This window comes from Streptomyces uncialis (assembly GCF_001905345.1).
GTDB lineage: Bacteria > Actinomycetota > Actinomycetes > Streptomycetales > Streptomycetaceae > Streptomyces > Streptomyces uncialis.
Genome location: NZ_LFBV01000004.1, coordinates 40,932 through 67,678, shown reverse-complemented (window position 1 = coordinate 67,678; position 26,747 = coordinate 40,932). Strand labels below are relative to the sequence as shown.

The following is a 26,747-nucleotide window of genomic DNA, read 5'->3' as shown; positions in this document are numbered from 1 at the left end:
GGGGCCACGTCGGGCCGCTCAAGCGACCGACTGTCGTCCATACACCTGGACATGCGATCGCGTCAGTCTCTCCCCGGTTTTTCACTCGAACGTGTGTTTGGCGCAACCTTTCGAAAGCAACTACCGTTGGCTAGCTAGGGAGAGCACATTCGAGAGGGGCCGCCGAGATGACCACCACCGCAAACAGCGCCACGATCACCGCCCAGGACCGTACCCGGGGCCGACTTGAGGCGGTGCACGCCATGACAGACGCAGCCACGAACCCGGAGGGGCCCAAGCCCGCCCGCTCCCTTCCCGGGCGACCTCCAGGCATCCGCGCGGACAGCTCGGGCCTCACCGACCGGCAGCGCCGCGTCATCGAGGTGATCAGGGATTCCGTGCAGCGGCGGGGCTATCCGCCGTCCATGCGGGAGATCGGCCAGGCCGTGGGCCTCTCCAGCACCTCATCGGTGGCCCATCAGCTGATGGCCCTGGAGCGCAAGGGTTTCCTGCGCCGTGACCCCCACCGCCCGCGCGCGTACGAGGTACGGGGGTCCGACCAGTCGACCGCGCAGCCCACGGACACCGCGGGCAAGCCGGCCGCGTCGTACGTCCCGCTGGTCGGCCGGATCGCGGCCGGTGGCCCGATCCTCGCCGAGGAGTCCGTCGAGGATGTGTTCCCCCTCCCCCGGCAGCTCGTGGGTGACGGTGAGCTCTTCGTGCTCAAGGTCGTCGGTGACTCCATGATCGAGGCGGCCATCTGTGACGGTGACTGGGTGACCGTGCGTCGCCAGCCCGTCGCGGAGAACGGTGACATCGTCGCCGCGATGCTGGACGGCGAGGCGACCGTGAAGCGCTTCAAGCGCGAGGACGGCCACGTCTGGCTGCTGCCGCACAACTCCGCGTACCAGCCCATCCCCGGCGACGAGGCGACGATCCTCGGCAAGGTCGTGGCAGTACTCCGACGCGTCTGACCGTTCCCCCGGGCCACACGCCCACTCCCCCTGGCCGACCCCGGAACCTCCTGCGCCTGGTTCCGGGGTCTGTTCTTGCCCGCGAACGCTGGTCGGCTATTTGGCGTCGTCCGCCGCCGCGTCGATCGCCGCGAGCGAGCGACGTACCTGATCACGGTCCGTGGTGTACCAGAACTCGGGCAGCGACGACTTGAGGTAGCTGCCGTAGCGAGCGGTGGCGAGCCGGGAGTCGAGGACGGCGACGACCCCCCGGTCGCCGGAGGCCCGGACGAGACGACCCGCCCCCTGGGCCATCAGCAGCGCCGCGTGGGTGGCGGCCACCGCCATGAAGCCGTTGCCCCCCGCCTCCTCCACCGCCTTCTGGCGCGCGCTCATCAGCGGGTCGTCGGGACGCGGGAAGGGGATCTTGTCCATGACGACGAGCTGGCAGCTCGGGCCCGGCACATCGACCCCCTGCCAGAGGGACAGCGTGCCGAACAGGCAGGTCCGGGGGTCTGCCGCGAAGTTCTTGATCAGCTCGCCCAGTGTCTCCTCGCCCTGGAGAAGGATCGGGTACTCGGGGATGCGCGAGCGCAGTTCCTCGGCGGCGTTCTGCGCGGCGCGCATCGAGGAGAAGAGCCCGAGGGTGCGGCCACCGGCGGACTGGATCAGGTCGGTGAGCTCCTCCAGCATGTCGGCGCGGTCGCCGTCACGGGCGGGCCGGGCCAGATGCTTGGCGACATAGAGGATGCCCTGCTTGGGGTAGTCGAAGGGCGAGCCGACGTCGATGCCCTTCCAGACGGGCTGATCGCCCTCGGCGGTCGCCGTGCCCTCGGGCGCGAGTCCGAGGGAGGCGCCCACGCCGTTGAAGTCGCCACCCAGTTTGAGTGTCGCGGAGGTGAGCACCACCGAGCGTTCGGCGAAGAGCTTCTCCCTCAGCAGCCCGGACACCGACAGCGGAGCGACCCGCAGAGAGGCCCCGAAGCGGTCGTGCCGCTCGTACCAGACCACGTCGTACTCGGAGCCCAGGGTGATCCGCTCCGCGACCGCGTGGACCGTCTCGACGGAGGCGATGGCCTGTTTGCGGACGGCGTCCTCGTCCTGCACGGACTTGTCGCGTGTGGAGCCCAGCGCCACGATGACGTTCCGCGCGGCGTCCCGCAGGGCCATCAGCGCGTATCCGAGGTCCTCCGGGACCTCCTCCAGACGACCCGGCAGCGCCAGCTCCATGACCCGTTCGAAGCCCTCGGCGGCGGTCTGGAGCTGGTCGGCGACCTTCTCGTCGGCGAGCTTCGCGCAGCGGCGGACGGCACGGTTGACCTGGCCGGGGGTCAGCTCGCCCGTGGCGACACCGGTGACCCGGGAGACGAGCTCATGGGCCTCGTCGACGATCAGCACCTCGTGCGGCGGCAGCACCGGGGCACCCTCGATGGCGTCGATGGCGAGCAGCGCGTGGTTGGTGACCACGACCTCGGCCAGCTTGGCGCGCTCCCGGGCCATCTCCGCGAAGCATTCCGCCCCGTACGCGCAGCGTGAGGCGCCGAGGCACTCCCGGGACGACACGGAGACCTGTGCCCAGGCACGGTCGGAGACGCCCGGGGTGAGGTCGTCGCGGTCGCCGTTCTCGGTCTCGCCGGACCAGTCGCGCAGCCGCAGCAGGTCCTGGCCGAGCTTGCTGGTGGGTGCCGCCGCCTCGAACTGGTCGAAGAGGCCCTCTTCCTCGTCCTGCGGCATGCCCTCATGGAGCCGGTGCAGACACAGATAGTTCGACCGGCCCTTCAGCATCGCGAACTCCGGGCGGCGGCGCAGCAGCGGATGCAGCGCGTCGACCGTACGCGGAAGGTCGCGTTCCACCAGCTGCCGCTGGAGTGCCAGGGTCGCTGTCGCGACGACGACACGCTCGCCCTGGGCGAGGGCCGGGACCAGATAGCCGAGGGACTTTCCGGTGCCGGTACCGGCCTGGACCAGCAGGTGGGAGCCGTCGTCGACAGCTTCGGCGACGGCTTCGGCCATGGTCACCTGGCCGGGGCGCTCCGTACCGCCGACAGCGTCGACGGCGGCATGCAGGAGGTCGGGGAGTGAGGGCTTCGTCATAGGCCGACCAGCCTACGGGGCACCACTGACAACGCGCCGGTCACGTGCCGCTCAGCGGGTTGGGCACGGTCCCGTGGACGGCGGCGTGGGGGCGCTCGGCGCGGTCCCGGTAGCCGTCGAGGTGCAGTCGGTTCCGGTTCAGGCACAGGCGGGCGATCTCGGGGGTCAGCAGGTCGAACGTCTCGTACCGTTCCTTGAGTTCCGGGAAGCGGGTCTGATGCCGGAGGATCTCGGCCCGTACCAGTGACCAGAAGTCGGCCTCCGGCACACCGAGCTGCTGTTCGCACAGGAGCGCGAGGTAGCGGAAGACGCCGACGAAGAGCCCGGAGTGGATGAACTGGATCAGGTATCCGGGCGGCTCGGTGAGAAGCACCTCGCGGACCTCGTCGGGCATGGTGGCGTGCTCGGGCAGGGCCTCGGAGCTGACGTTGACGTCGTCCACGAAGTCCTTGACCGCGAGCCTGACCGGGACGTCCCGCTCGTCGAAGATCACGATGGCGTTCTCGCCGTGCGGTGAGAAGACGGTGCCGTACTTGTAGAGGAACCGCAGCAGCGGTGGCAGCAGGGCGGCGAAGAGATGGCGCAGCCAGGTGTGCGGGGGCAGGCCGGAGCGGGCGACGAGTTCCGCGGTGAAGGCCGTGCCGCCGGGGTCGGTGTGGAGCAGTGCGGCGAGGGTACGGGCGCGTTCGCCCGGGGCGAGGTGCCGGCCGAGGGGTTCGCGCCAGATCGCGCCGAGCAGTTCCTTGTACTGGTACGGCACCTCCCGGAGGGTGTCGTAGACGGGGTGCTCGACGGTGACCGACGCGACCTCGCCCAGCAGGACCACGCCGCACTCCTCCCGTAGGAACGGGTCGGAGTCCCGCAGCCCCAGCATCCAGGCGGTGACGGCGGGAGCCGCGAGGGTGCGTTCGGTGGGCAGCCCGCGCCAGACGAGGGTGTTGAGGACGGACAGCGGCAGTTTGAGGGTGTGCCGGTCGGGTCGGGTGACGTTGAGGAACGAGCGGATGGACTGCTGGGGCAGTCGCTGGTCACCGTCGGTGGGGAGCGGGATGATCGCGTCGGCGGCCACCGCGGGGGCGAAGAGCGTCAGCACGATGTCGTCCCACTGCCAGGGGTGCACCGGCAGATAGAGGTAGCCGGACGGATCGACCCCCCTGGCCCGGAGGGTCGCGGCGAACGTGTCCCGGGTCTGCTGCTCCAGCTCCGCGGCATAGAGGTCGGCGGCCCTGTCGAGGCCGCTCACGCCCCGGTATGTGGCGAGGTCCTGGCGGACGGCGAGCCACGGCAGGGTGACCGGGGTGCGGGCTTCCGGGGCCCAGCGTTTCGTGTCGGTGGCCGAGAACCCGATACGGCCCTTGTTGAGGACGAGCCAGGGGTGACCGGTCTGGTGCCCTTCGAGGTCCGCGTACGAGAGGTCCGCGAGGGTCGCCGCCGAGAGCGCGAAGTGGTCGAGCCGTGCGTCGGCGGCGAGGGTGGCGGTCAGTTCGCGGATCACATGGCCGAGGGTCGCGCCGTCGATCCCGAGGGTCTTGCGCGCCCGGGCGAGGAACGACAGCGGATCACCGAACGGCTTGGGCCACGCCCCGGCCTCGGTGAGGGTGATCGTCTCGGGGTCCACCTGCCAGCTGTCGTAGGCGTAGCGGCGGGCGTGAAAGGTCAGGTGGGTGGTCGGCGCGTCGAGGACCAGGGTGAAGGGTGCGAATCGCTCGGCGCGGTCCGGCAGGAGGTAGGGCGGGGCGATGTCGCCGTGGAGGTCGTCGTCGGTGCGCGGGGGTGGCACGGGTCCGTGGTGCGGGAACGACATGCGGGCGGACGGCGAGCCGTGGTGAGCGGGCGGCGTGCCGTGGCCCGCCAGGGGTTCCCCGCCGGGGAGAAATCCCTGGACCGGTGACGTTCCGTGGCCCGGGAGCGGGGCAGGGTCCACGCCCGGCACCGGCCGGATGATCTCCTCGTACGCGAACTCCCCGAGCATCTTGGCCAGCAGGCGTCGGCCCACCCGGGCCCAGTTCTCGCTGGTCAGCTCGGGTGGGACGGTCGGCGGGACTACGGCGCCGGAGGGCTGTTCGGCGTACGGACTCGGCACGGGTGCTCCTCGGGGCGGAACCGGATCGGGTCGGGCGGTGTACTAGGAGTGATGGGGGCACAGCGGATCGTCAGGGGATCTGTCCCGGACCATCAATGCGGCTCGTTTGTCGGGGAGGGCCACCTCGGCGGTGAGTCGGAACCCCGCTCGCAGAAAGGCGGTGACGGAGGGGATGTTGCGCAGATCCGGCTCCGCGACCACCCGGGAGCAGGCGGGCCGATGGTCGAGGATGAGGTCGGCGACGGCCCTGATCAGCAAGGAGCCGAGCCCGCGTCCGCGTCGTATGGCTCCCCCGATGAGGAGGTGAACACCTGTGTCATGAGGACGGGCGGGGTAGTGATCGGCGAGCGGATCGAGGTCGGCCCGGTAGATCTCCCAATAGCTCATGGGGGTGGTGCCGAGGACGCCGAGACAGGGGACGCTGCGTCCGTCACCGTCGAGTTGGGGGCGCAGATGCCGCTCGCTGACGGACGGGGGGCCGGCGAGTTCCCAGTAGGCGTCGACAGCGGGCGCGTTTATCCAGTGGGTGATGAGCGGAAGGTCCCGGCCGAGCGAGACGGGGATCAGCCGGAAGCTGCCTGCCGGGGTGGTGGCGGGGCACCAGTCGGCCAGACCGTTCAGGAGGTCGTCGCCAGCAGGTGCTGTCGCCGGAGTCGCACCGTCGGGTCCTTGTCCGGGCCGGAGCACGGAACGGGGGGTGCGAGGGTCGAGAGTCTCCCCTACCGGGTCGACACCGGGTGCGGGCTGGGCGTCGGTGGGTGGCACGGTGGCGTCCTCTCAGCGGAGGGAGCGGTCATGTTCCACAGAGATGAAGGGGGTTGGTGAGTGTGACGTAGACGGACTGGGTGTCGACCGGGCCGACGAGTTCGTCCAGGCCGTGCAGTCGGGTCAGCAGGTTGGCCTTGCAGCGCAGGACCGGGGAGTCCAACAGCAGTGGTGGCAAGGAGGAGCGCAGTCGGGTGGGTCCTGTGGCGGCGTCGGTGAGGAAGCGGCGGAAGGCCGCGATCAGCAGTCGCTCGTCCGCGAGCCGCTGGGACCCGAAGGCGCCGATCAGACCGAGGACGTTGTTGATGGCGAGGTAGTAGGCGAAGCGCTCGTCCGCGACGGCGTCCGCGACGAAGGTGTCGCTCTGCTCCCCGACGCCGGGGAGTCTGCGGTCGAGTTCGGCGCGGCGCGACTCGCGGAAGTAGTAGCCCTGGTTGTCGCGGTACCGGCCACCGATGGGCCAGCCGTCGTGGTCCAGCAGCAGGAGGGTGTTCTGTTGGTGTGCTTCCAGGGCGATCCCCGCTTCGCTGTCGAGCCACAGCACCGGACGGACCACATGGTGGAGGTACCGCAGGAACCACTCGGTGGCCACCGCTCCGCGTGGTCGGCCGGTGCGTCCGGCGAGCCGGGTGATGATCTCACCGAGTCGGGAGCGCATCGGGCCGGCGGAGGGGTCCGGGGTCCGGCCAGGGGTTCCTGGTAGCGGTCCGATGCTGTCCCGGGCGGTCGGCTGGTCATGGGGCCGGTCGGTGGTGTGGCCTGTGGGCCTGGGTGAGACAAGCCCAGCTACACAGATCGCGGCGACATCGCTGGTGAACGGGTTGTGGCGGATCATCACATCGAGTCCGGCCACGGCTTGTCCATCGGTTCCGGTCACACCGAGCCAGGCCGGGTCTCGGACGATGTCGAAGCCGGGGTGGGCCGTCTGCCACTGCTCGGCGAGTCCGCTGCGGAGCAGTCGGTGCACTTCCACTCCGCGGTGGAGTTCCTTGCGGAGGTTCTCCCGGCGGGAGTTGGTGATCCGCAGTCCGAGCGACAGTTTGAGCATGGCGGCGGCGCCGGACCGGTAGAGCGTTCGCACGGAGGAGGTGGGGAACCAGGCCGGGCCATGGGCGCCCATGTCGCGCAGGAGTCCGGAGTCGAAGAGGTCCGCGACATCGGGACGCGGGGTGAGCTCCCGCATCTGCCAGGGGTGCAGGGGGAGCGCGGCCCAGCCGTCGGGCAGGGGCAGGGTGGTACCGGCGAGACGGGCGGTGAGCTGCGGCGCGGGGACGGCGCGACCGCGTTCGGTCCAGGCCGAGTCACCGGCCAGCACGGAAGGGGCGACGGCGAGCCAGTGCAGGGGGAAGGAGCCGCGCAGCTCGGGTGAGTAGCGATCCGATTCGGTGTCCGAGAGGCCCTCGCGGCTCTTCGGGGTGGGGTGCAGGGGGTGTCCGAGCAGCAGCGCTTGCTCGCCGGCGAGGAAGGTGTCGGGGCCGTCCTCGGGTCGGTGCCGTCGGTCGGTGACGAAGGACGAGGTGCGGCGGACCGAGTCCGCGACCCGTCCGGCGAGGTCCGTGGTGTCCGTGTGGCCGGGTGCTTCACGGCCGAGGAGTGCGGCCAGCGTCACCGCGTCGATGGGCGGCGCCGTCTCGGGGGCGCCTTCCAAGTAGGGCGGGCCGAAGCGGTGCCATCCGGTGGCCGACCAGTACCGGACGGCGACGAGAAGGGCGGTGGCACTCGCCGGAAGGGGGATACGCAGGACGCCGTGTGCGGGGGCGGTCAGATTCAGCTCCCGGACCCAGCAGCGAAGGAGGTTCTCGGTGGCCGCGGCTTGGGCGGCGATCCAGGGGTCGGGGTGGTCGAGCAGGTCGGCGGTGGCACCACGCAGCCGTTCCGTCCCGTGGCTTCCCCCCTTCTGCCGGGGAACCGTACGGGGCTCCGCCACCGACAGGGACGGTACGGCGCTCCGGCCCCGTACCGAGAGGTGGGGAGGGTGATCGGGTGCGGGGTTGGCGTTCACGAGGGCTTCCTTGGAGGGTTGTCCGGCCTGTGCGACGACGGGCCCGGTTACTCAGTCTTCTTGGCTTCCTGCGGGGGTCCGGGAATGCGGCGGGGCGGGGGTGGGGGTGGGGCAGTCGGGACGAGCTACATGCGCCGGCTCCCGGTGCGCCGGACCGCGTGACCGGTCCTGGGGCCGACCTGGACCTGAGGCCGGTCCGACCCTGGGCCGGCCTGCTCCCTGGAGCCGGCCTGGGCGTGATCTCTGGGGCTCAGGTCCGGGCCCTGGGTGCCTGGTCGTGGAGTGAGCGGGCAGGTGGGGAGAGGCTCGGGGGCATGGCTGGTCAGCGTCCGGTGGACAGGGTGCGGGCGGTGGTGGTGATCGCGTCGGCCAGTCGGTCGAGCACGGCGGACGCCTGTTCGTCGGTGAGATTGAGAGGCGGGAGAAGGCGGATGACACTGGCGTCCCGGCCGCCGAGCTCGATGATCAGACCGCGGCGCAGGCATGCGCGCTGGACGGCTGCGGCGAGTTCGGGGGCGGCGGGTGGTGGTCCCGGGGCGGTGAGCACCGCTGCCGCAGGGTCGACCAGTTCCACCCCGATCATCAGGCCACGGCCCCGGACGTCACCGATGCAGGGCTGCTCGGCAGCGAGGGCCCGGAGCTGGGCGAGCATCCGGGCACCGAGCTGCGCGGCGCGTTCGGCCAGCCCGTTCTCGCGGACATGGGCGAGGGTGGCGGTGCCCGCGGCCATCGCGAGCTGGTTGCCGCGGAAGGTGCCGGCGTGGGCGCCCGGTCCCCAGACATCGAGGTCGTCCCGGTAGACGATGACAGCGAGCGGCAGACTGCCGCCGATCGCCTTGGAGAGGACCATGATGTCGGGCGTCACCCCGCTGTGCTCGACGGCCCAGAAGGCTCCGGTACGGCCGACCCCGGTCTGGACCTCGTCCACGATGAGGGGGATGTCGCGGGCGGCGGTGACGGCACGCATCCGGCGCATCCAGTCGTCCGGGGCGGGGATGACACCGCCCTCGCCCTGGACGGGTTCGAGGATCATGGCGGCGGGCCGGGGGACACCGGACTTGCTGTCGTCGAGAAGGGACTCCGTCCAGCGCGCGGAGAGTTCGGCGCCGTGAGGTCCGCCGGTCCCGAACGGGCAGCGGTAGTCCTGTGGATAGGGCAGCCGGGTCACCCGTACGTCGCGTGCGCCGCCGGACGCTTCGAGCGCCCCCGCGGTCATCCCGTGGTAGGCGCCGGTGAAGGCGAGGAGTCCGTCGCGGCCGGTGGCCGTCCGGGCGAGTTTCAGGGCGGCTTCCACCGCGTCCGTACCGGCCGGGCCGCAGAACTGGATTCGGGCCCGGCGCGCGAACTCCTCGGGCAGGGTGCGGAAGAGTTCGGTGGTGAAGGCGTCCTTGACGGGGGTGGCGAGATCGAGGACGTGCAGGGGCGCACCGGAGTCGAGCACCTTGCGGATGGCTTCGAGGACGACGGGATGGTTGTGGCCGAGGGCGAGGGTGCCCGCTCCGGACAGGCAGTCGAGGTAGCGCCGCCCGTCGGCGCCCTCGATGGTCAGTCCCCGAGCCCGGACGGGCACGATCGGCAGTGCACGGGCGTAGGTGCGTGCCGCCGATTCCCGGGCCGACTGTCTGCGGAGGATGCCCTCATGGGCGGTGGTCACCGCCGAGGGCGCGGGCTCGGTCATGGCCACGGCTGTTGTTCCTCCCGCTACGGATGTCGTCTGCCCGCCGGGGCGGCGGGTGGGCAGGGGGATGAACGCCGTCAGCGAGTCCCCCGTACGTACCAACGACGGGAGTTGCCGGGGATCACGGGTGATCGGAAGATCCTTGCCGTGACGGAACCGTTGCGGTTCCGTCGGCCGTCCCCCACCGCACCGGCATAGTGTGGGGGGCCGTTCGGCTGTATCGGAGCAGGTGGCGTCACTCATGGCGCCGTTCGTCCGGTCCACCGGACGCCGCACTCGGCAGTACACAGGACCCGAAGCCAGGGGGAGTCACACCATGCGATCCATACGCCCGCTCTTCACCGCGCGCCGTGAAGGGGGCGCGCGCCGTAGAAGGCCGTTGACGGCCGTGGTCGCACTGGGCGCGGCCCTCGCGCTCACCGCGACGGCCTGCGGTTCGGAGGACGACACCGTGGGCGGTCAGCAGACCGGCCAGGCCGCCGACGACGGCAAGATCCAGATACCCGACGACATCAAGAACCGTCTCAAGGATCATGGGATCGATCTGGACAAGTGGCGGGACGGCGCCTGGAAGGACTGGGACAAGGACAAGTGGCTGCGCGAGGCGCAGGACTACGTCAACCCCATCATCGACGGTCTGTGGGACCCGGATCGGATGCGTGACGCCGAGCAGCCCGACCAGGGGGTCGAGGAGGGCGACATCTCCGACGACCAGGGGGTGACCGATCCGACGCCGGAGCCGGTGGACGCGCAGCCGGTGACCGCGCCGTACCGGACGGGTGCGGCCGAGGCGGGCAAGGTGTTCTTCGACGGCCCCGACGGTTCCATGGTGTGCTCGGCGACGGTCGTCAAGGATCCGGCGAACCCGGGCAAGTCCAACCTCGTCTGGACGGCCGGGCACTGTGTCCACGCGGGCAAGAGCGGCGGCTGGTACCGGAACATCGCGTTCGTGCCGTCGTACAACAACAACGGCAAGTCGTCGGCGGAGCTGGAGAGCGCGGCCCGCGAGGAGGTCGCTCCGCTCGGTGTGTGGTGGTCCAACTGGGCGCAGACGTCGACGCAGTGGATCGAGCAGGGCGGTCCGACCGGTGGGCAGGGCGCCCCGTACGACTTCGCGGTGCTGCATGTGACGCCCGAGGAGGGCGGCGACGGACGATCGCTGGAGGAGACGGTGGGCGCGGCGCTGCCGGTCGACTTCGACGCCCCGGAGGCGTCCGAGATCGGGAGCGTGACGGCGAAGGGGTATCCCGCCTCGGCACCGTTCGACGGACAGAAGCTGTTCCAGTGCCCCGACACGCCTGGACGGCTGTCGCTCTCGGCGAACGAGCCGACGATGTACCGGATCGGTTGCACCATGACGGGCGGCTCCTCCGGCGGTGGCTGGATCGCGGAGGGTTCCGACGGTCAGCCCGCCCTTGTCTCCAACACCTCGATCGGCCCGGTGACGGCCGGCTGGCTCGCTGGGCCGAATCTGGGCACGGAGGCGAAGGGTGTGTACGACGCGGTGAGCAAGAAGTTCGCCGGTCAGTAGCCTCCCGACGGCCGGTGTCCGGCAGTCGGGAGCCGTAGCCGTAGCCATAGCCGTCCGACGGCTGGTATCCGGCATCCGGCGGTGACGGACCCGGGCAGGCTGTCGGGCCTGGACGGAATGGACGCCACACCCATCCGGCAAGCACGGCTTGGCCTTGGAAGGCGAAGGGGTGGTGCTTGGTCCCCCGGGATCAGCACCACCCCGTCGTGGCGCCGGGGTGCCGGGTGCCGGGTGCCGGGGCCCGGTGGGCGCCGGGGTGCCGGGGTTGCCGGAGGCGGAATCCCTGTCCGCCCGACGACGACGGCCCTGTGCCGGTCCTCCAGGGAGGACCGGCACAGGGCCGTCGATCATGACTGCTACGGGCCTGGCGGCGGTGCCGCGAGGTCCCCGGTACGACGAGCAAGGGGCGGAGCACTCAGGCGCCGCCCCCGCTCCTCACCGGATCAGGCTGTGGCCGATGCCTGGGGAGCGTACGGCGCCAGGTCGGCCGCCAGTTCCTGATGCACCCGGGCCTTGAGCAGGGTGCCCTCCGGGGTGTGCTCCTCGGAGATCACCTCGCCGTCGGAATGGGCGCGGGCGACGAGCTGACCGTGGGTGTACGGCACCAGGGCCTCGACCTCGACCTCGGGCCTGGGCAGTTCCGAGTCGATCAGCGCGAGCAGTTCCTCGATGCCCTGGCCGGTGCGCGCGGACACGGCGAGCGAGTGCTTCTCGATCCGCATGAGTCGCTGAAGGACGAGCGGGTCCGCCGCGTCCGCCTTGTTGATCACGACGATCTCGCGCACATGGGTCGCGCCGACATCGCGGATGACCTCGCGCACGGCGGCCAGCTGCTCCTCCGGCGCCGGGTGGGAACCGTCCACGACGTGCAGGATGAGATCGGAGTCCCCGACCTCTTCCATGGTGGAACGGAACGCCTCGACCAGGTGGTGCGGCAGATGCCGGACGAATCCGACGGTGTCGGCGAGCGTGTACACCCGGCCGCCCGGGGTCTCGGCCCGGCGCACAGTCGGGTCGAGGGTGGCGAAGAGGGAGTTCTCCACGAGTACTCCCGCACCGGTCAGCCGGTTCAGCAAGGAGGACTTGCCGGCGTTGGTGTAGCCCGCGATGGCGACCGAGGGGACCTTGTTACGCCGACGTTCCTGGCGCTTGATCTCGCGGCCGGTCTTCATCTCCGCGATCTCCCGGCGCATCTTGGCCATCTTCTCGCGGATACGGCGCCGGTCCGTCTCGATCTTGGTCTCACCAGGGCCTCGGGTGGCGAGACCGCCGCCCTTGCCGCCGCCCATCTGACGGGACAGCGACTGACCCCAGCCGCGCAGTCGCGGAAGCATGTACTGCATCTGCGCGAGCGCGACCTGCGCCTTGCCCTCACGGGACTTGGCGTGCTGGGCGAAGATGTCGAGGATCAGGGCCGTACGGTCGATGACCTTGACCTTGACGACGTCTTCCAGGTGGATGAGCTGGCCCGGGGAGAGCTCTCCGTCGCAGATGACGGTGTCCGCGCCCGACTCGATCACCAGATCGAGCAGTTCGCGGGCCTTGCCCGAACCGATGTACGTGGCCGCGTCGGGCTTGTCACGGCGCTGGATCACGCCGTCCAGCACCACCGCGCCGGCGGTCTCGGCCAGGGCGGCGAGCTCCGCGAGGGAGTTGTCCGCGTCCTGTGCGGTGCCGGAGGTCCACACCCCGACGAGAACCACACGCTCCAGGCGGAGCTGGCGGTACTCGACCTCGGTGATGTCCTCCAGCTCGGTGGAGAGACCCGCCACGCGCCTGAGGGCCGCGCGTTCGGAGCGGTCGAGCTGCTCGCCGTCCCGCTCGCCGTCGATCTCGTGGCTCCAGGCGACGTCCTCTTCCATCAGGGCATCGGCCCGAAGACCTTCGGTGTAGTTCTGAGCGAAGTTCTGCGTGTCCTGGGAAGGGGATGAAGAGGAGGTCATTTGATCCTTACGCCGTGGGGAGAGGTGGCTGGACGGGTGCCGACCCGACCGTACGACGAGCTGATGCCCGTCACTTCGTCAACGTGCGGGGCCGTCCGGAGATTCCCGGAGGTCCCGCTTGCGGCCGCGCTTCCTCGTGGAAGCGGAGGCGTCGCCGACCTGATGATGGTCGCACGGCACGGGCCGTCTCGTCACTGAGGTTTTCCGCAGAGCGCACTGAGGTTTTCCGCAGTGTCCATCGCCCGGCCCGGACCGGACCGTGGCCGGGGAGCCGGTGCCGCCCGCGGGCGGGCGGGCGGGCGGAGCAGCCAGGGCCGAAGTAGGCGAGACCGGAGCAGGCGGGACCGGAGCAGGCGGGGCAGGAACAGGCCCGTGCGCGGTTCGGCCGGGGCGGCCTCACCAGGTGAGGCCGGCATCGCCGGGCGGTCGGCGTCATGGCCGGTGGTGGTGGGCCGTCGGGGCGGTCGGCTCGGCGTCGGGCGACTCGCCGCGCGAGGTGGCCGGGGGCGGTGGATCGCTCCATTCGGGATGGCCGGGCATGGGCGGTGTCGTCGTGCCGTGGAGCCAGCCCTGGAAGAAGTCGCGCAGGTCGCGCCCGGAGACCGCGGACGCCAGGTCGGTGAAGTTCTCGGTGGTAGCCGTGCGGTCACGGTAGGTGGTCACCCAGAGGCGTTCGAGCCGCTCGAAGGCGCGGTGGCCGATCTTCTGCCGCAGGGCGTACAGGACGAGCGCGCTGCCCTCGTACACGATGGGTCGGAAGATGCTGATCTTCTGGCCGGGCTGTGCCGCCTTGGGCATGGCCGGCGGTCCTCCGGAGGCCCGCCACTCGTCGGATCTGAGGTAGGCGTCGCGCATCCTCGTTTCGAGCGGCCGGTGCCCGTTCTCGTCGGCGTGGACGGCCTCGTACCAGGTGGCGTGTCCTTCGTTGAGCCAGAGGTCGGACCACGCGCGCGGGGTGACGCTGTTGCCGAACCACTGGTGGGCGAGTTCGTGCACCATGATCGATTCGATGTACCAGTCGGGGTATCGCCCGCCGAGCAGGAGGTCACGTTCGAACAGGGACAGGGTCTGTGTCTCCAGTTCGAACCCGGTGCGTGCCTCCGCGACCAGCAGCCCGTATGTCTCGAAGGGGTAGCCGCCGACCTTTTCCTCCATCCAGGTGATCTGTTCGGGGGTGCGGCGCAGCCAGGGTTCGAGGGTGTCGCGGTCCTTGGTGGGGACGACATCGCGCAGGGGCAGTCCGTGCGGGCCGTCCCGGTGGACGACGGTGGAGGCGCCGATGGACACCTGGGCCAGTTCGGTGGCCATGGGGTGGACGGTGCGGTAGGTCCAGGTGGTGGTCCCGCCGTCCCGGGTGACACCGGCGGGCAGTCCGTTCGCGACGGCTGTGAGGGCGCTGGGAGCGGTGACACGGAAGGTGAAGTCGGCCTTGTCGGAAGGGTGGTCGTTGCAGGGGAAGACCCGGTGGGCGGCGTCGGCCTGGTTGGCCATGGCGAGCCCGTCGGTGCTGCGGACCCAGCCGCTGTCGTGGTCTCCGCCGGGTGCGGGATCACTGGTGTGGTGCACGGTGACGCGCAGGTGGGTGCCCCGTGGGACGGTCGTGGCGGGGGTGACCACCAGGTCCTCCTCGACGGCCGCCCAGCGCGCGGGGGCGCCGTTGACGACGACGGAGGTGACCCGGCCGTACGCGAAGTCGAGGTTGAACCGCTCCAGCCGGTCGACGGCGAGGGCGTCGATCCGGGTCACCGCCGCCAGGGGCTTGTCGTTGCTGCCGGGGTAGGTGAAGGACAGGTCGTAGGCGGTCACGTCGTAGCCGGGGTTGCCGAGGTTCGGGAAGAGCCGGTCGCCGACGCCCAGCGGGACGGCCGGGGCGGGGACGCTCGCGGCGACCAGGGAGAAGGTGGCGGCGACGGCGAGCAGCGCGCCTCTGGTCCGGGGTGCCTTGGGGCCGGGCGGCCGGGACGGCCTGGGGGCCCTGGAACGGTCGATGAGCAACATGGATCACCGCTACCAGCGGTCGGCCCCCGTGCCGTGGCGACGCGCGCCAGGCGCACCCGAACGAGACCCACGCGCGCGGGTCGTGTCCCGGCCCGTCACCCTCCACGCGCGCGTGGAGGGTGCTTCTACGGTGCGGCGCCCGCCGGGTGCTGTGCGCGGCTGACGTCGTACACCCCCGCGACGTTCCGCATGGCCTTGATGAGGGCGGGGAGCCGGGCGGCGTCGGGGAGTTGCAGGGTGTAGGTGTGGCGTACCTGCTGACGGGCGGGGGGCTCGACGGTCGCCGAGACGATCGCGACGCCTTCCTGGGCGATGGCCTCCGTCAGGTCGGCGAGCAGATGGGGGCGGCCGAACGATTCAGCGACGAGGGTGACGCGGTACTCGGAGGTGTCTCCCCAGCGGACGCCGACGGCGGGGCGTCCCGCGCTCAGCATGCGGGTGACGGCGGAGCACCGGACGCGGTGGACGGTGGCCGCTCCCCCGCGGACGGCGAAGGCCGTGATCTCGTCCGGGGGCACGGGCGTACAACAGCCCGCCAGACGGACGGAGGCGCCGGGCAGGTCCACGACGGCCCCGGCGGCCCCGGGGCGGGCGGAGGGAGCCGTCACGGGCGTCCTGGGGGCGTTCTGGGGGGTCTCGGTGTCGTCGGGGTGGGCGGCGAGCCAGCGGCCGATGGCGATCCTGGCGCCGGGGGTTACCGCGTGGTCCAGCCACTCCCTGGAGGGCCCGGACGAGGTGTCCTGGCTCATGAGGAGATGGACGGTGTCGCCGTCCCGCAGCACGGTGCTGAGCGTCGCCAGACGGCCGTTGACGCGGGCCCCGATGCAGGCGTGGGCGTCCTCGCCGTACCGGGCGTAGGCGGCGTCCACGCAGGTGGCGCCCGCCGGGAGCCCGAGGGTGCCGCCGTCGGTGCGGAAGACGGTGATCTCCCGGTCCTGGGCGAGGTCCGCGCGCAGCGTCGACCAGAAGGTGTCGGGGTCGGGCGCGGCGCGCTGCCATTCCAGGAGCCGGGAGAGCCAGCCGGGCCGGGTGGGGTCGGCGCGCTCGCCTTCGGGCAGCATGCCGCCCAGGGTGGCGTCGGCCGTGCCGGGTGCCGCGGCGACGGGAACGGCAACCGGCTCGTCGGTGCCGGTGTACGGGTTGCCGAGGGCGACGACGCCGGCTTCGGCGGCCTTGTGCATCTGGTGGGTGCGGATGAGGACTTCGGCGACCTCGCCGTCGGTGCGGGCCACCGCGGTGTGGAGCGACTGGTAGAGGTTGTACTTGGGGACGGCGATGAAGTCCTTGAACTCCGAGACGACCGGGGTGAAGCAGGTGTGCAGTTCCCCGAGGACCGCGTAGCAGTCGGCGTCCTCGTTGACGAGGACCAGCAGGCGTCCGAAGTCGGCGCCGCGCAGCTCGCCGCGCTTGAGGCGGACCCGGTGCACGGAGAGCAGATGCCGTGGCCGGATGAGGACATCGGCCGGGATGCCCGCTTCCCTGAGGACCGCGCGTACCGCGTCGGCGGTCTCGGTGAGCGGGTCGTCCGCGCGGGCGTCGTTCTCCGCGATCAGGTGCCTGGTGTACGCGTACTCCTCGGGGTGGAGGATCGCGAAGACGAGGTCCTCCAGCTCCGTCTTGAGCGCTTGGACGCCGAGGCGTTCCGCGAGGGGGATGAGGACATCCCGGGTGACCTTGGCGATGCGTTCCTGTTTCTCGGGGCGCATGACGCCGAGGGTGCGCATGTTGTGGAGCCGGTCGGCGAGTTTGATGGACATCACCCGGACGTCGTTGCCGGTGGCGACGAGCATCTTGCGGAAGGTCTCGGGTTCGGCGGCGGCCCCGTAGTCGACCTTCTCCAGTTTGGTGACGCCGTCGACGATGAAGCAGACCTCTTCGCCGAACTCCTGGCGTACCTGTTCCAGCGTCACTTCGGTGTCCTCGACGGTGTCGTGGAGCAGCGAGGCGGTCAAGGTGGTGGTCTCCGCGCCGAGTTCGGCGAGGATCAGGGTGACGGCGAGCGGGTGTGTGATGTACGGCTCACCGCTCTTGCGCATCTGTCCCCGGTGGGAGGACTCGGCGAGCACGTACGCGCGGCGCAGGGCGTCCAGCGCGGCGTCGGGGTGGTGGGCACGGTGGGCTTCGACCACATGCCCGATGGCGTCCGGCAGCCGGTCCCTGCTCGCGGGCCCCAGCAGGGCGGCGCGGCCCAGTCGGCGCAGGTCGATGCGGGGGCGGCCGCGCCTGCGGTGGGCTCCGGGCGTCAGGGAGTCTGGGGTCGCAGGGTTTGTGGCCTCCGCGCTCATGGGCACCTCCGGCTGCGTCGACCGGCGGTGCGGAAAGGTCGCCTCCAGGCGTTCAACTGCTGGAGGTGTGCGGGTGGTCTCCCGTCCGGGCCGGTGCTTGATGCTACCGAGCTCACCACGTCCGGCGGACCGGCTCTCGACGAGCGTGAAACGGATCACCCGTTCGTGGGAGTGATCGTGGGTTTACACATCCGGGAACGGGGAGATGGGTTCCGGCCAGGGTGAGCTTTTTCAGCCGTACGGCGTAGCCGTGGGGGGCGCCACGCGACTTCGGGCGCCCCGTTGCGCGCGCCCCGGAGGCGGCGTCTCGAAAGGTTCTTCGAGGAGTGCGGGGAGAACGCGGACACGACGTCCCACGCGCGGGACGTCACGGGATGGGCTCGATGTCCCGCGCGCGGGGCTGCCATCGGGGACACGGGTGGGTGCGCTGCGCGGCTCGCTGCCACGGGCGGGTGCCATGCGGGTCGGGACCCACAGGCGGGTGTCGTACGCGGGTGCCCTAGGCGGCCATGGGGCGGGTGCAGCCGGAGAGCGTCGCCCCGCGCGAGGGCTCGGACAAGCCCCGGGGGTCGACCTCAGTGGCGCGAGCCGGACGGGGGTCAGCGCAGGCGGGCCACTCGCCACACGGCGAGGGCGATGACAGCGGCGACGACGACCACGTAGAGGGCGATGACCCGCCAGTCGGGGCGGCGGCCGGAGCCGCGCTGCGGCAGGCCCGGCCAGGTGTAGCCGACCCGGCGGGCGGCCATCATGCCCCAGCCCGCGGCGCAGGAGCAGATGAGCAACCCCAGCATGGCGACGACCGCACCACCGTCACCGAACTCGAAGGCGAGCGGGAAGGCGAACATCAGCGAGCCGAGAGCGCCGAGTCCGACGATCGGGGCGAGCTGCCACAACCGCAGTTTGCCCCGGGGCCGCAGTTCCACCTCGACCTCGGGCCCGGTGTCGATCACGTCGGCCGTGAGGCCGTCGACCGGGACGATGCCGGAGATGCTGTCGGGTCCGTCGGGGGTGAGTCCGTCGCCCGCCTGGGGCGGTACCCGCGGGGTGCGGGCGGCGTCCGCACGCGCTGTCCCGCGCTGGTCGCCTGGTGCGGTGTCACGAGGGCCGGCCTCCATCGCCACGCGCCCTCCCACTTCGGACTTCACTGGTCGATCGTCGCTCGATGATGGCACGGCACAGGGGGCCGGGATGACGGCCGGAGCGTCCCGATGCCATCACGTGATCAGGCTGTGACCGCTCGTTCGAGCAACGCCAGGGCACGTGCCGGGAGTTCCCGGTGATCCGGCAGGGCGCCGCTGAGCCAGTGGACCCGTGGGTCGCGGCGGAACCATGAATCCTGGCGGCGCGCGAAGCGCTTGGTGGCGCGGACGGTCTCGTCCCGCGCCTCCCGTTCGCCGTACTCCCCCGCGAGCGCGGCGAGCACCTGCTGGTAGCCGAGGGCCCGGGCGGCGGTACGGCCCTCACGCAGTCCCCGCTCCTCCAGTGCCCGCACCTCGTCCACCAGGCCCGCCTCCCACATACGGTCCACGCGCGTGGCGATGCGCTCGTCGAGTTCGGCGCGGGGGACGTCGACACCGATCTGCACGGTGTCGTAGACGGACTCGTGGCCGGGAAGATTGGCCGTGAACGGCCTGCCGGTGATCTCTATCACTTCGAGGGCGCGCACGATACGGCGGCCGTTGCTCGGGAGGATCGCGCGGCCCGCGTCGGGGTCCGCGGCCGACAGTCGCGCGTGGAGGGCTCCGGAGCCGCGCAGGGTCAGCTCGTCCTCCAGCCGGGCCCGCACGACCGGGTCGGTGCCGGGGAACTCCAGGTGGTCGATGGCGCCGCGGACGTAGAGGCCGGAACCGCCGACGAGGACGGGCCAGCGGCCCTCCGCGAGCAGACGGTCGATCTCGGCACGGGCGAGGCGCTGGTACTCGGCGACACTCGCGGTCACCGTGACGTCCCAGATGTCCAGCAGATGATGCGGGACACCGCCGCGTTCCCCGGTCGTCAGCTTGGCGGTGCCGATGTCCATCCCCCGGTAGAGCTGCATCGAGTCGGCGTTGACGACCTCGCCGCCGAGTCGCTGGGCGAGGAAGACGCCCAGATCGGACTTTCCTGCCGCGGTCGGCCCGACGACGGCGATGACCCGCGGCGCGGGGGGTGCGGTACTCACCGCCCCAGTCTCGCAAACCTCACGCCCCTTCCCGAACGAGTTACGTGACGGCACGCGCGCGGGGTCGTTGCCTGTTGCGAGGTCCTGGCGCCGGATTCGAGAACGGGGAACCCGGGGCGACGCAATGGGACGCACCGGACGGCGAGGGATTTCGCCCGAACGAGCAGGGTATGGAGTAGTTATGAGCGTTTTCGCACGGTTTCTCCGCAAGCCGAAGGGTGCGGAGGAGGCGTCGACGGCCAAGGCTGCGGATGTGACACCGGCAGCCGACGCCCCGGCCGAAGAGGGGTCGGCCCCTTCGGCCCCTTCGGCCGCCTCGGACACGCCGGAGGCCCGCACCGAGGACGCTCCCCGGAGTGATGTCCAGGAGAAGTCCGCGAAGGCTGCGCAGACCCCGGACGCCGCCGGGTGCTGCACGAGCAGGACGGGGGCGGTGGCGGAGCCCGTCGAGATCCCCAAGCAGCAGTCCGCCGAGCAGGCGGCGGACAACGAAGCGGGTGAGGGCGCCCGCAAGTAGCGGTCGCCCGCTCACCGATCCGGTTGCCGTCCGATCGGCCCGGCCTCGGTCGCGAGTACAGCGACAAGATCCACCCGGGCTCCGGCAAGGCCGAGGACACCCTGGACCGGCCGACCACGAAACCCCCACCGGACGGCGCCGCCCCACCGAGTGCCACGAGCGGCCCGGCCGGGCAGGGACCCGGGGCCGGGGCCGGGGCCGGGGAACGGTCCGCGGACGGTCGCGCCGCAGGGCCCGGGTCCAAGGACGCCCAAGGCCCGCCGGAGGCCGTACCGGCCCCGCTGACGGCGGCGGGGGCACCGCGGGCAGGCCGGACGCCTCCTGGACCGGACTCGGCGGCCTGAGGCATGATCTGGGCGGCTGATGGGGCGCGTCCCGCCCCATCAGCCGCCACCCCCCGTGGTCCGCCAGCCACCCGCTCCCCGTGGTCGACCCACCGCCCGCAACCGTCACTCGTGCTCCCGAGGGCGCCGCGGCGGTTCAGCTCCAGGACGCCACGAAGTAGCCCACCCCGTAGGGCGCCGCGTCGTAGAGCAGCCGCCCCCCGAGGGCCGGGCCGGCGGCGCCGTCCAGGACCTGCCAAGGGGACCGTCCGGAGATCATCAGCTCCCGGGCCAGGTCCGCGTCCAGCCAGGGGAGGAAATGGTCCGTGCCGGTGCGGGCGAGTGCCGCGGCGATACCGGCGTCGGCCTCCTCGGCCCGCTCGTCCAGGTACCCGGGCGCCTTGAGGTCGCGACGCGCGCTGCCGTCGCCCATCACCAGGAGCCCCACCCTCTCGGCCAGGGCGGCCACCCGGACCCCGTCCTCGCTGTTGGCCGGCCACTCGCGGCCCGCACCGACCTCCAGCCCGCGTACCGGGCCCCGCCAGCCCGCCCGCTCCAGCAGCCAGGCCCCCACCGTCAGCGACAACGGAAGCGGCGACCGCAGTACGGGCACCCCGGCGCCGCCCGCGGGTGTGGCGCCGAGCCGTACGTCCACCGCGACGCCGTACGGCCGGAAGCTGCCTGGCGCGCCCTGGTCGTGCCAGGCGGAGTCGGCCGCCGGACCGGGGCCGACGACCACGATCAGCTCGGGCCGGGCGTCGAGCACGGTGCGCAGCGCCTCGTCGCACGCGGCACGGAGCCCGTCCAGTTCGGGGGCGGCTCCCGCGGCGACCTCGGGCACGAGGAGCGGTGGACAGGGACAGACGGCGGCGGCGACAAGCATGATCGGCAGGGTAGTCCCGCGCGCGGGTGATGTCCCAGCGCGCCCACGCGCGGGAGGGCCGCCCGACCGTGGCACCCCACCGGCCGCGGTGACCGTACGCGCGGACAGGCCCCCCGCCCAGCGGTCAGGAGCTCACCACGAGTACCGCACGTGTCGCACGTGTGGCGCGTCGGCGTCGTTCCCCCCGCGCGGCAGCCGTCACCGACCGCCGCAGGCGCCCCCGGTGGCGGCGGGCAGGGGCGCGGGGACACCGATGCCCGGCAGGCCGAGCATGACTCCGGCGGACGGCGCGGCGGGCTGAGCGGTGCGCTTCTCCCAGGCGTCCCCCGCGCGCGTGCGGCGCACCTTGATGACGTCGCCCTCGGCGAGCAGATGGTGCGGTGCCGCGTAGGTGACCTCCACGGTCACCACGTCACCCGGGCGTACCTCTTCGTCGGGCTTGGTGAAGTGCACGAGGCGGTAGTCGGGGGCGCGGCCGGACAGCCGGTGCGTGGCCCCGTCCTTGCGGCCCTCGCCCTCGGCGACCATGAGGTCGAGGGTGCGGCCGACCTGCTTCTTGTTCTCGTCCCAGGAGATCTCCTCCTGAAGGGCGACCAGCCGCTCGTAGCGGGCCTGGACGACGGCCTTGGGGATCTGGCCGTCCATCTCCGCGGCGGGCGTGCCGGGGCGCTTGGAGTACTGGAACGTGAACGCCTGGGTGAAGCGGGCCTCGCGCACCACATGGAGGGTCTGTTCGAAGTCCTCCTCGGTCTCGCCGGGGAAGCCCACGATGATGTCGGTGGTGATCGCGGCGTGCGGGATCGCCTCGCGGACCTTCCGGATGATGCCGAGGTAGCGCTCCTGGCGGTAGGAGCGGCGCATGGCCTTGAGGACGGGGTCGGAGCCCGACTGGAGCGGCATATGGAGCTGCGGCATGACGTTCGGGGTCTCGGCCATGGCGGCGATCACGTCGTCGGTGAAGTCACGCGGGTGCGGCGAGGTGAAGCGGACCCGTTCGAGACCGTCGATCGTGCCGCACGCGCGCAGGAGCTTGCTGAACGCCTCGCGGTCCCCGATGTCGGAGCCGTACGCGTTGACGTTCTGCCCGAGGAGGGTGATCTCCGAGACGCCCTCGGCGACGAGCGCGTCGATCTCGGCGAGGATGTCGCCGGTCCGGCGGTCCTTCTCCTTGCCGCGCAGCGCGGGGACGATGCAGAACGTGCACGTGTTGTTGCATCCGACGGAGATGGACACCCACGCGGCGTACGCGCTCTCTCGGCGGGTCGGGAGGGTCGAGGGGAACGCCTCCAGCGACTCGGCGATCTCGATCTGCGCCTCTTCCTGGACGCGGGCCCGCTCCAGCAGCACCGGCAGCTTGCCGATGTTGTGTGTGCCGAAGACCACGTCGACCCAGGGCGCGCGCTTGACGATGGTGTCGCGGTCCTTCTGGGCGAGGCAGCCGCCCACGGCGATCTGCATACCGGGGCGCTTGGTCTTCATCGGGGCCAGGCGGCCGAGGTTGCCGTACAGACGGTTGTCGGCGTTCTCCCGGACGGCGCAGGTGTTGAAGACGACGACATCGGCGTCGCCGTCGGCGCCCTCGGGCGCGCGGACGTATCCGGCGCCCTCCAGCAGCCCCGAGAGTCGCTCGGAGTCGTGGACGTTCATCTGACACCCGTAAGTGCGCACTTCGTACGTTTTCAAACCGTCCACTGTTCCGCCAGCCACGTCGTTACCGCTCACCTGTCCAGGGTAAGGGCTGCGGTCGGCCGGTCCGCCAGGCCGTCCTCCACGCGGTGGCGGACCTCGACGGGAAACCTGTCGGTGAGCCCGTCGGACACCTGGCGCGCCCGCGCGGGCGCCGCACCCGGGACCGGTTCGGTACCCCGATGAACACTATCCAGCCACGGCCCCGGCCTGGCAGGATCGCGGCCATGTTCCCGGCACTGCCCCGTATCGACCGACGCCGCGCCCTCCGGGGCGGCACCGGGGCGCTCGTCGTGCTCGGTCTGCTGCTGTGGTGGGTGCTGCCGCTGGAGGAGGACTCCCCCCGGGGCGAGGTCACCTTCAGCACCGGGGTGCGGTCCGGCGTCTACGAGCGCTACGGAAAGCTGCTGCGGACCGCGCTGGCCCGCGACGTGCCGGACCTCGACGTGACGCTGACCCCCAGCGAGGGCTCCCAGCAGAACGTGCGGCGGGTGGCCTCAGGGTCCGCCGACTTCACCGTCGCCGCGGCGGACGCCGTCGAGAAGTACCGGCTGGACGGCCGGCCGGGAGCGGACCGGCTGCGCGGCTGCGCCCGCCTGTACGACGACTACGTGCAGCTCGTCGTGCCACGCGGCTCCTCTGTGCTGGCGGCGGACCAGCTGCGCGGCAAGAGGGTCGCGGTCGGCCAGGTGGGGTCCGGGGTCCGGCTGATCGCGAACCGTGTGCTGAGGGCGGCGGGGCTCGATCCGCAGCGCGACATCGAGCCGGTGTCGATAGGGATCGACACCATGACGAGCGCGTTGAAGGGCGGCGACATCGACGCGTTCTTCTGGTCCGGCGGTCTGCCCACCAACTCGGTGCGCGAGCTCTCGGAGGAGTTCGACGTGCGCTTCGTGGAGCTCGGTGACCTGGTCGACGCACTGCACGACCAGGGCGGCGCCTCGCGCTACTACCGGGCGTCCGTGATGCCCGCCGACGCATACCCGTCGGCGCAGCAGGGCACCGCGGTGTCGACCCTGGCGGTGGCGAATCTGCTGGTCACCACGGACCGGCTCGATCCCGAGCTGACCGAGCGGCTCACCCGCACCGTGATCGACAGCCGCGACCACATCGGGGGCAGGGTCCACGCGGCCCAGCTGGTCGATCTGCGCACCGCCCTCTACACCGACCCGCTGCCGCTGCACGACGGCGCCCGGAGCTACTACCGCTCGGTGAAGCCGTAGGGACGTCCGGCACCAGTCCGGCCGGACCACGCGGTCGGCCGAGGCTCGCGGCACTGGCCCTGGCCCGCGTTACCCGGCGCCGGCGACCAGGAGATGCCTCGCCCCCAGGGTCAGAGACGGCTCCGGCGGGCCCTGGGCGCCCCGTGGAGCCCGTTCCGGGGGCCAGGCGGAGCCCCGGACGCCTGGAGGGCCCTCGGCCCTCAGAAAGGCTCCCCCGTCATTCGCCCCGCGTACGCGGCAGCGTGACGGTCACCCGCAGGCCGCCCGGCTCGTCACGGGCGTACTCGATACGTCCGCCGCCGGGGGTCAGCAGGGCGCGGGCGATGGACAGGCCGAGGCCCGAGCCCTTGATGTTCTGGTGCTGGGCGCTGCGCCAGAACCGGTCCCCCACCCTGGCCAGTTCCTCGTCGGTGAGGCCGGGGCCGCCGTCCGTCACGACGATCGTGGAGCAGCCTCCCTCGGCGGTGACCGTGACGCCCACCTCCGCTCCCCCGGGGGTGAACTTGAGGGCGTTGTCGATGACCGCGTCCAGCGCGCTGGACAGGGCGATCGGATCGGCCCACGCCGTGACCGCGGGGGTGCGGTGCCGCAGGTGGACGCCCTTGTCGTCGGCGACGGGCCGCCACGCGTCGGCACGCTCGGCGGTGAGCGCGCCGACGTCGATGAGCCGCAGATCCGCCTCGGCGTGCTCGGCCAGGGCCAGATCGAGCAGATCGTCGAGGACCTGGGCGAGCCGCTTGCCCTCGGTGCGCACGGAGGCGATCTCGGCGTTGTCCTCCGGGAGCTCCAGGGCGAGCAGGTCGATGCGCAGCAGCAGCGCCGACAGCGGATTGCGCAGCTGGTGGGACGCGTCGGCGACGAAGGCGCGCTGCTGTTCCAGGACGTCCTGGACGTTGTCGGCCATCTCGTTGAACGACCGGGCCAGACGTCGGAGTTCCGGAGGGCCGCCGGAGGGCGCCACGCGTGACTTCAGCCGCCCGGTGGCGATGTCGTGGGTGGTGGCGTCCAGGACGCGGACGGGGCGCAGGACCCAGCCGGTCAGCCGGAGCGCGGCGCCGACGGCGACGAGCATCGCCGCCGCCTCACCCAAGGCGATCAGCAGCCAGCCGCGCAGGGTCTTGTACCGCATCTGCCCGGTCGGCGAGTCCGTGACGACGACGGCGATCACGTCGCCGTCCCTGATGACCGGGGAGGCCACCACCAGTCGGCCGCGCTCCCAGGGCCACACCTGCGCGGGGTCGTGACCGGGGCGCGACAGCAGGGCCTCGTCGAACGCGTCACGGACGTCGCCCTGTTCGGGCAGGGCCCAGTTCGCGGGGGCGCTGGCCATGGGCGCGTCGTCGCGGAAGTAGACGCCGGCCCTGATCCCGTAGACCTCGTGGTAGCGGGAGAGCTCCTGCTGGAGGGTCTCCCGGCGTTCGTCGGTGGTGGACACCCGGGAGCCGGTGCCGCGCGCGGTGACGAACTGGGCCAGCGACGCGAACCGTGCCGTGTCGTCGATCCGGTCGATGACGACGGTCTGCTGTTCCTGTGCCGCGACACTCGCCCCCAGCGGGAAGCCGAGGGCGAGCAGGACACCCGCCATCAGGACGATGAGCAGCGGGAGAAGACGTGCGCGCACCCTCGGCCTCTACGGTGCCGGGGCGACGAGCCGGTAGCCCACGCCACGGACGGTCTCGATGAGGGCGGGCATCCGCAGTTTGGAGCGCAGGGACGCGACATGCACTTCCAGGGTGCGTCCCGTGCCCTCCCAGCTGGTGCGCCACACCTCGCTGATGATCTGCTCCCGCCGGAAGACGACACCGGGGCGCTGGGCGAGCAGTGCCAGCAGGTCGAACTCCTTGCGGGTGAGCTGGACGGGGGTGCCGTCGACGCTGACGCGCCGGTTGGGCAGTTCGATGTGCACGGGCCCGAGCCGGAGTTCGTCGCACGCGGTGGTGGCCGTCTCGCCCGGGGCGCCGCGTCGGCTCACGGCGTGGATGCGCGCGAGGAGCTCACCCGTGTCGTAGGGCTTGACGACGTAGTCGTCGGCGCCGAGGTTGAGGCCATGTATCCGGGACCGTACGTCGGAGCGTGCCGTCACCATGATCACGGGGGTGCCGGTGCGTTTGCGGATCTTGCCGAAGACCTCGTAGCCGTCCTGGTCGGGCAGCCCGAGGTCGAGCAGGACCACGGCGAACGGCGGCTGGTCGGGTGCCGTGTCGGGCAGCAGCGCGCGCAGGGCCTCCTCACCGCTGCGGGCGTGGACGACACGGATGCCGTGCCGTGCCAGCACCGCGGACAGGGCGGCGGCGACATGGTCGTCGTCCTCGACGAGGAGGAGTCTCATGCGGGCTCCCTCCAGTTCACGTTCGGTTCCGTTCCGGTACGTCCGTACGTCGTCGTCGGCCTGTACACCTGTTGTCGGTGGGCGGGTGCCGGTCCGGGGACCGGGCGTACCGTGCCCCGCGGTGAGGCGGAGTGTGCCCCACGCGCGGGTGCCCGTCGCCGGGCGGACCACGCTGTGCGGCGGGCGCCGGTCCGCCGCGACCGGGGGTGCCGGACGGGACGTGACCGGGACGCCGGACGGGACAGCCGCGGCCGATTCCCCGTGAACGCTGTCCCACCCCCGCCGGTACGCACGCGCGATTCCCGTTCCCA

18 protein-coding genes are annotated in these 26,747 nt (G+C 71.7%); 4 read left to right on the top strand and 14 right to left on the bottom strand.

Features of this window, described 5'->3' with window-relative positions:
• Window positions 1-167 precede the first annotated feature (167 nt).
• Window positions 168-953, top strand: coding sequence for a transcriptional repressor LexA (gene lexA / locus AB852_RS17530; RefSeq protein ID WP_073789380.1), 786 nt, complete (start codon window positions 168-170; stop codon window positions 951-953).
• Between the two features lie 96 nt (window positions 954-1,049).
• On the opposite strand, the gene AB852_RS17525 is transcribed toward lexA, so the two are convergent.
• From AB852_RS17525 to AB852_RS17505, 5 genes are all read right to left on the bottom strand, one after another.
• Entirely contained in the window at window positions 1,050-3,026 is a 1,977-nt protein-coding gene (locus AB852_RS17525) for an ATP-dependent DNA helicase (protein WP_073789378.1), read from the bottom strand.
• 40 nt (window positions 3,027-3,066) lie between these two features.
• Window positions 3,067-4,998, bottom strand: a complete 1,932-nt coding sequence (locus AB852_RS17520) for an IucA/IucC family protein (protein ID WP_079184788.1) — start codon at window positions 4,996-4,998, stop codon at window positions 3,067-3,069.
• A gap of 153 nt (window positions 4,999-5,151) precedes the next feature.
• Entirely contained in the window at window positions 5,152-5,874 is a 723-nt protein-coding gene (locus tag AB852_RS17515; RefSeq protein WP_073789376.1) for a GNAT family N-acetyltransferase, read from the bottom strand.
• Window positions 5,875-5,902: 28 nt separating this feature from the next.
• Entirely contained in the window at window positions 5,903-7,876 is a 1,974-nt protein-coding gene (locus AB852_RS17510; protein ID WP_079184717.1) for an IucA/IucC family protein, read from the bottom strand.
• A gap of 322 nt (window positions 7,877-8,198) precedes the next feature.
• Window positions 8,199-9,554: a diaminobutyrate--2-oxoglutarate transaminase family protein gene (locus AB852_RS17505; RefSeq protein ID WP_178391065.1), complete on the bottom strand. Its 1,356-nt coding sequence runs from the start codon at window positions 9,552-9,554 to the stop codon at window positions 8,199-8,201.
• A gap of 316 nt (window positions 9,555-9,870) precedes the next feature.
• Between AB852_RS17505 and AB852_RS17500 the strand changes: the two genes are divergently transcribed.
• Complete coding sequence (locus AB852_RS17500) at window positions 9,871-11,085, top strand: trypsin-like serine peptidase (RefSeq protein WP_073789372.1); 1,215 nt, start codon at window positions 9,871-9,873, stop codon at window positions 11,083-11,085.
• Between the two features lie 443 nt (window positions 11,086-11,528).
• Here AB852_RS17500 and hflX read toward each other — a convergent pair whose 3' ends face one another.
• The 5 genes from hflX to miaA form a co-directional block, all read right to left on the bottom strand.
• Complete coding sequence (gene hflX, locus AB852_RS17495) at window positions 11,529-13,028, bottom strand: GTPase HflX (protein WP_073789370.1); 1,500 nt, start codon at window positions 13,026-13,028, stop codon at window positions 11,529-11,531.
• Between the two features lie 432 nt (window positions 13,029-13,460).
• Window positions 13,461-15,026 (bottom strand): M1 family metallopeptidase, encoded by a 1,566-nt coding sequence (locus AB852_RS17490; RefSeq protein ID WP_073789368.1) that lies wholly within the window; start codon window positions 15,024-15,026, stop codon window positions 13,461-13,463.
• Between the two features lie 125 nt (window positions 15,027-15,151).
• Window positions 15,152-17,311 (bottom strand): RelA/SpoT family protein, encoded by a 2,160-nt coding sequence (locus AB852_RS17485; protein WP_073789366.1) that lies wholly within the window; start codon window positions 17,309-17,311, stop codon window positions 15,152-15,154.
• Window positions 17,312-17,910: 599 nt separating this feature from the next.
• Entirely contained in the window at window positions 17,911-18,429 is a 519-nt protein-coding gene (locus AB852_RS17480; protein ID WP_073789364.1) for a hypothetical protein, read from the bottom strand.
• A 107-nt stretch (window positions 18,430-18,536) separates the two neighbouring features.
• On the bottom strand, window positions 18,537-19,475 hold the full coding sequence (miaA, locus tag AB852_RS17475) for a tRNA (adenosine(37)-N6)-dimethylallyltransferase MiaA (RefSeq protein WP_073789362.1): 939 nt from the start codon (window positions 19,473-19,475) through the stop codon (window positions 18,537-18,539).
• Between the two features lie 181 nt (window positions 19,476-19,656).
• Here miaA and AB852_RS17470 point away from each other — a divergent pair, with 181 nt between their 5' ends.
• The gene (locus tag AB852_RS17470; RefSeq protein ID WP_073789360.1) at window positions 19,657-19,992 is read left to right on the top strand and encodes a hypothetical protein; all 336 of its coding nucleotides are present in this window, start codon (window positions 19,657-19,659) and stop codon (window positions 19,990-19,992) included.
• A 480-nt stretch (window positions 19,993-20,472) separates the two neighbouring features.
• On the opposite strand, the gene AB852_RS17465 is transcribed toward AB852_RS17470, so the two are convergent.
• Both AB852_RS17465 and miaB read right to left on the bottom strand, forming a co-directional pair.
• The gene (locus tag AB852_RS17465) at window positions 20,473-21,198 is read right to left on the bottom strand and encodes a class III extradiol dioxygenase subunit B-like domain-containing protein (RefSeq protein WP_073789358.1); all 726 of its coding nucleotides are present in this window, start codon (window positions 21,196-21,198) and stop codon (window positions 20,473-20,475) included.
• A gap of 198 nt (window positions 21,199-21,396) precedes the next feature.
• On the bottom strand, window positions 21,397-22,905 hold the full coding sequence (gene miaB / locus AB852_RS17460) for a tRNA (N6-isopentenyl adenosine(37)-C2)-methylthiotransferase MiaB (protein WP_073789356.1): 1,509 nt from the start codon (window positions 22,903-22,905) through the stop codon (window positions 21,397-21,399).
• Window positions 22,906-23,111: 206 nt separating this feature from the next.
• Between miaB and AB852_RS17455 the strand changes: the two genes are divergently transcribed.
• Window positions 23,112-24,107 carry a TAXI family TRAP transporter solute-binding subunit gene (locus tag AB852_RS17455; protein ID WP_073789354.1) on the top strand — a complete coding sequence of 332 codons (996 nt, stop codon included), beginning with the start codon at window positions 23,112-23,114 and terminating at the stop codon, window positions 24,105-24,107.
• 217 nt (window positions 24,108-24,324) lie between these two features.
• On the opposite strand, the gene AB852_RS17450 is transcribed toward AB852_RS17455, so the two are convergent.
• Together AB852_RS17450 and AB852_RS17445 are read right to left on the bottom strand one after the other, a co-directional pair.
• Complete coding sequence (locus AB852_RS17450; protein ID WP_073789352.1) at window positions 24,325-25,728, bottom strand: sensor histidine kinase; 1,404 nt, start codon at window positions 25,726-25,728, stop codon at window positions 24,325-24,327.
• 9 nt (window positions 25,729-25,737) lie between these two features.
• Window positions 25,738-26,436, bottom strand: coding sequence for a response regulator transcription factor (locus AB852_RS17445; protein WP_073790369.1), 699 nt, complete (start codon window positions 26,434-26,436; stop codon window positions 25,738-25,740).
• Window positions 26,437-26,747 lie beyond the last annotated feature (311 nt).

Bases quoted from the DNA above. Each gene is read 5' to 3' on its own strand.
- AB852_RS17465 (WP_073789358.1), bottom strand. From the start codon at position 21,198: ATGCTTGTCGCCGCCGCCGTCTGTCCCTGTCCACCGCTCCTCGTGCCC.
- AB852_RS17470 (WP_073789360.1), top strand. From the start codon at position 19,657: ATGAGCGTTTTCGCACGGTTTCTCCGCAAGCCGAAGGGTGCGGAGGAG.
- AB852_RS17505 (WP_178391065.1), bottom strand. From the start codon at position 9,554: ATGACCGAGCCCGCGCCCTCGGCGGTGACCACCGCCCATGAGGGCATC.
- hflX (WP_073789370.1), bottom strand. From the start codon at position 13,028: ATGACCTCCTCTTCATCCCCTTCCCAGGACACGCAGAACTTCGCTCAG.
- AB852_RS17520 (WP_079184788.1), bottom strand. From the start codon at position 4,998: ATGCTCGGGGAGTTCGCGTACGAGGAGATCATCCGGCCGGTGCCGGGC.
- AB852_RS17490 (WP_073789368.1), bottom strand. From the start codon at position 15,026: ATGTTGCTCATCGACCGTTCCAGGGCCCCCAGGCCGTCCCGGCCGCCC.
- AB852_RS17445 (WP_073790369.1), bottom strand. From the start codon at position 26,436: ATGAGACTCCTCCTCGTCGAGGACGACGACCATGTCGCCGCCGCCCTG.
- AB852_RS17485 (WP_073789366.1), bottom strand. From the start codon at position 17,311: ATGAGCGCGGAGGCCACAAACCCTGCGACCCCAGACTCCCTGACGCCC.
- AB852_RS17525 (WP_073789378.1), bottom strand. From the start codon at position 3,026: ATGACGAAGCCCTCACTCCCCGACCTCCTGCATGCCGCCGTCGACGCT.
- lexA (WP_073789380.1), top strand. From the start codon at position 168: ATGACCACCACCGCAAACAGCGCCACGATCACCGCCCAGGACCGTACC.
- AB852_RS17480 (WP_073789364.1), bottom strand. From the start codon at position 18,429: ATGGAGGCCGGCCCTCGTGACACCGCACCAGGCGACCAGCGCGGGACA.
- AB852_RS17455 (WP_073789354.1), top strand. From the start codon at position 23,112: ATGTTCCCGGCACTGCCCCGTATCGACCGACGCCGCGCCCTCCGGGGC.
- AB852_RS17500 (WP_073789372.1), top strand. From the start codon at position 9,871: ATGCGATCCATACGCCCGCTCTTCACCGCGCGCCGTGAAGGGGGCGCG.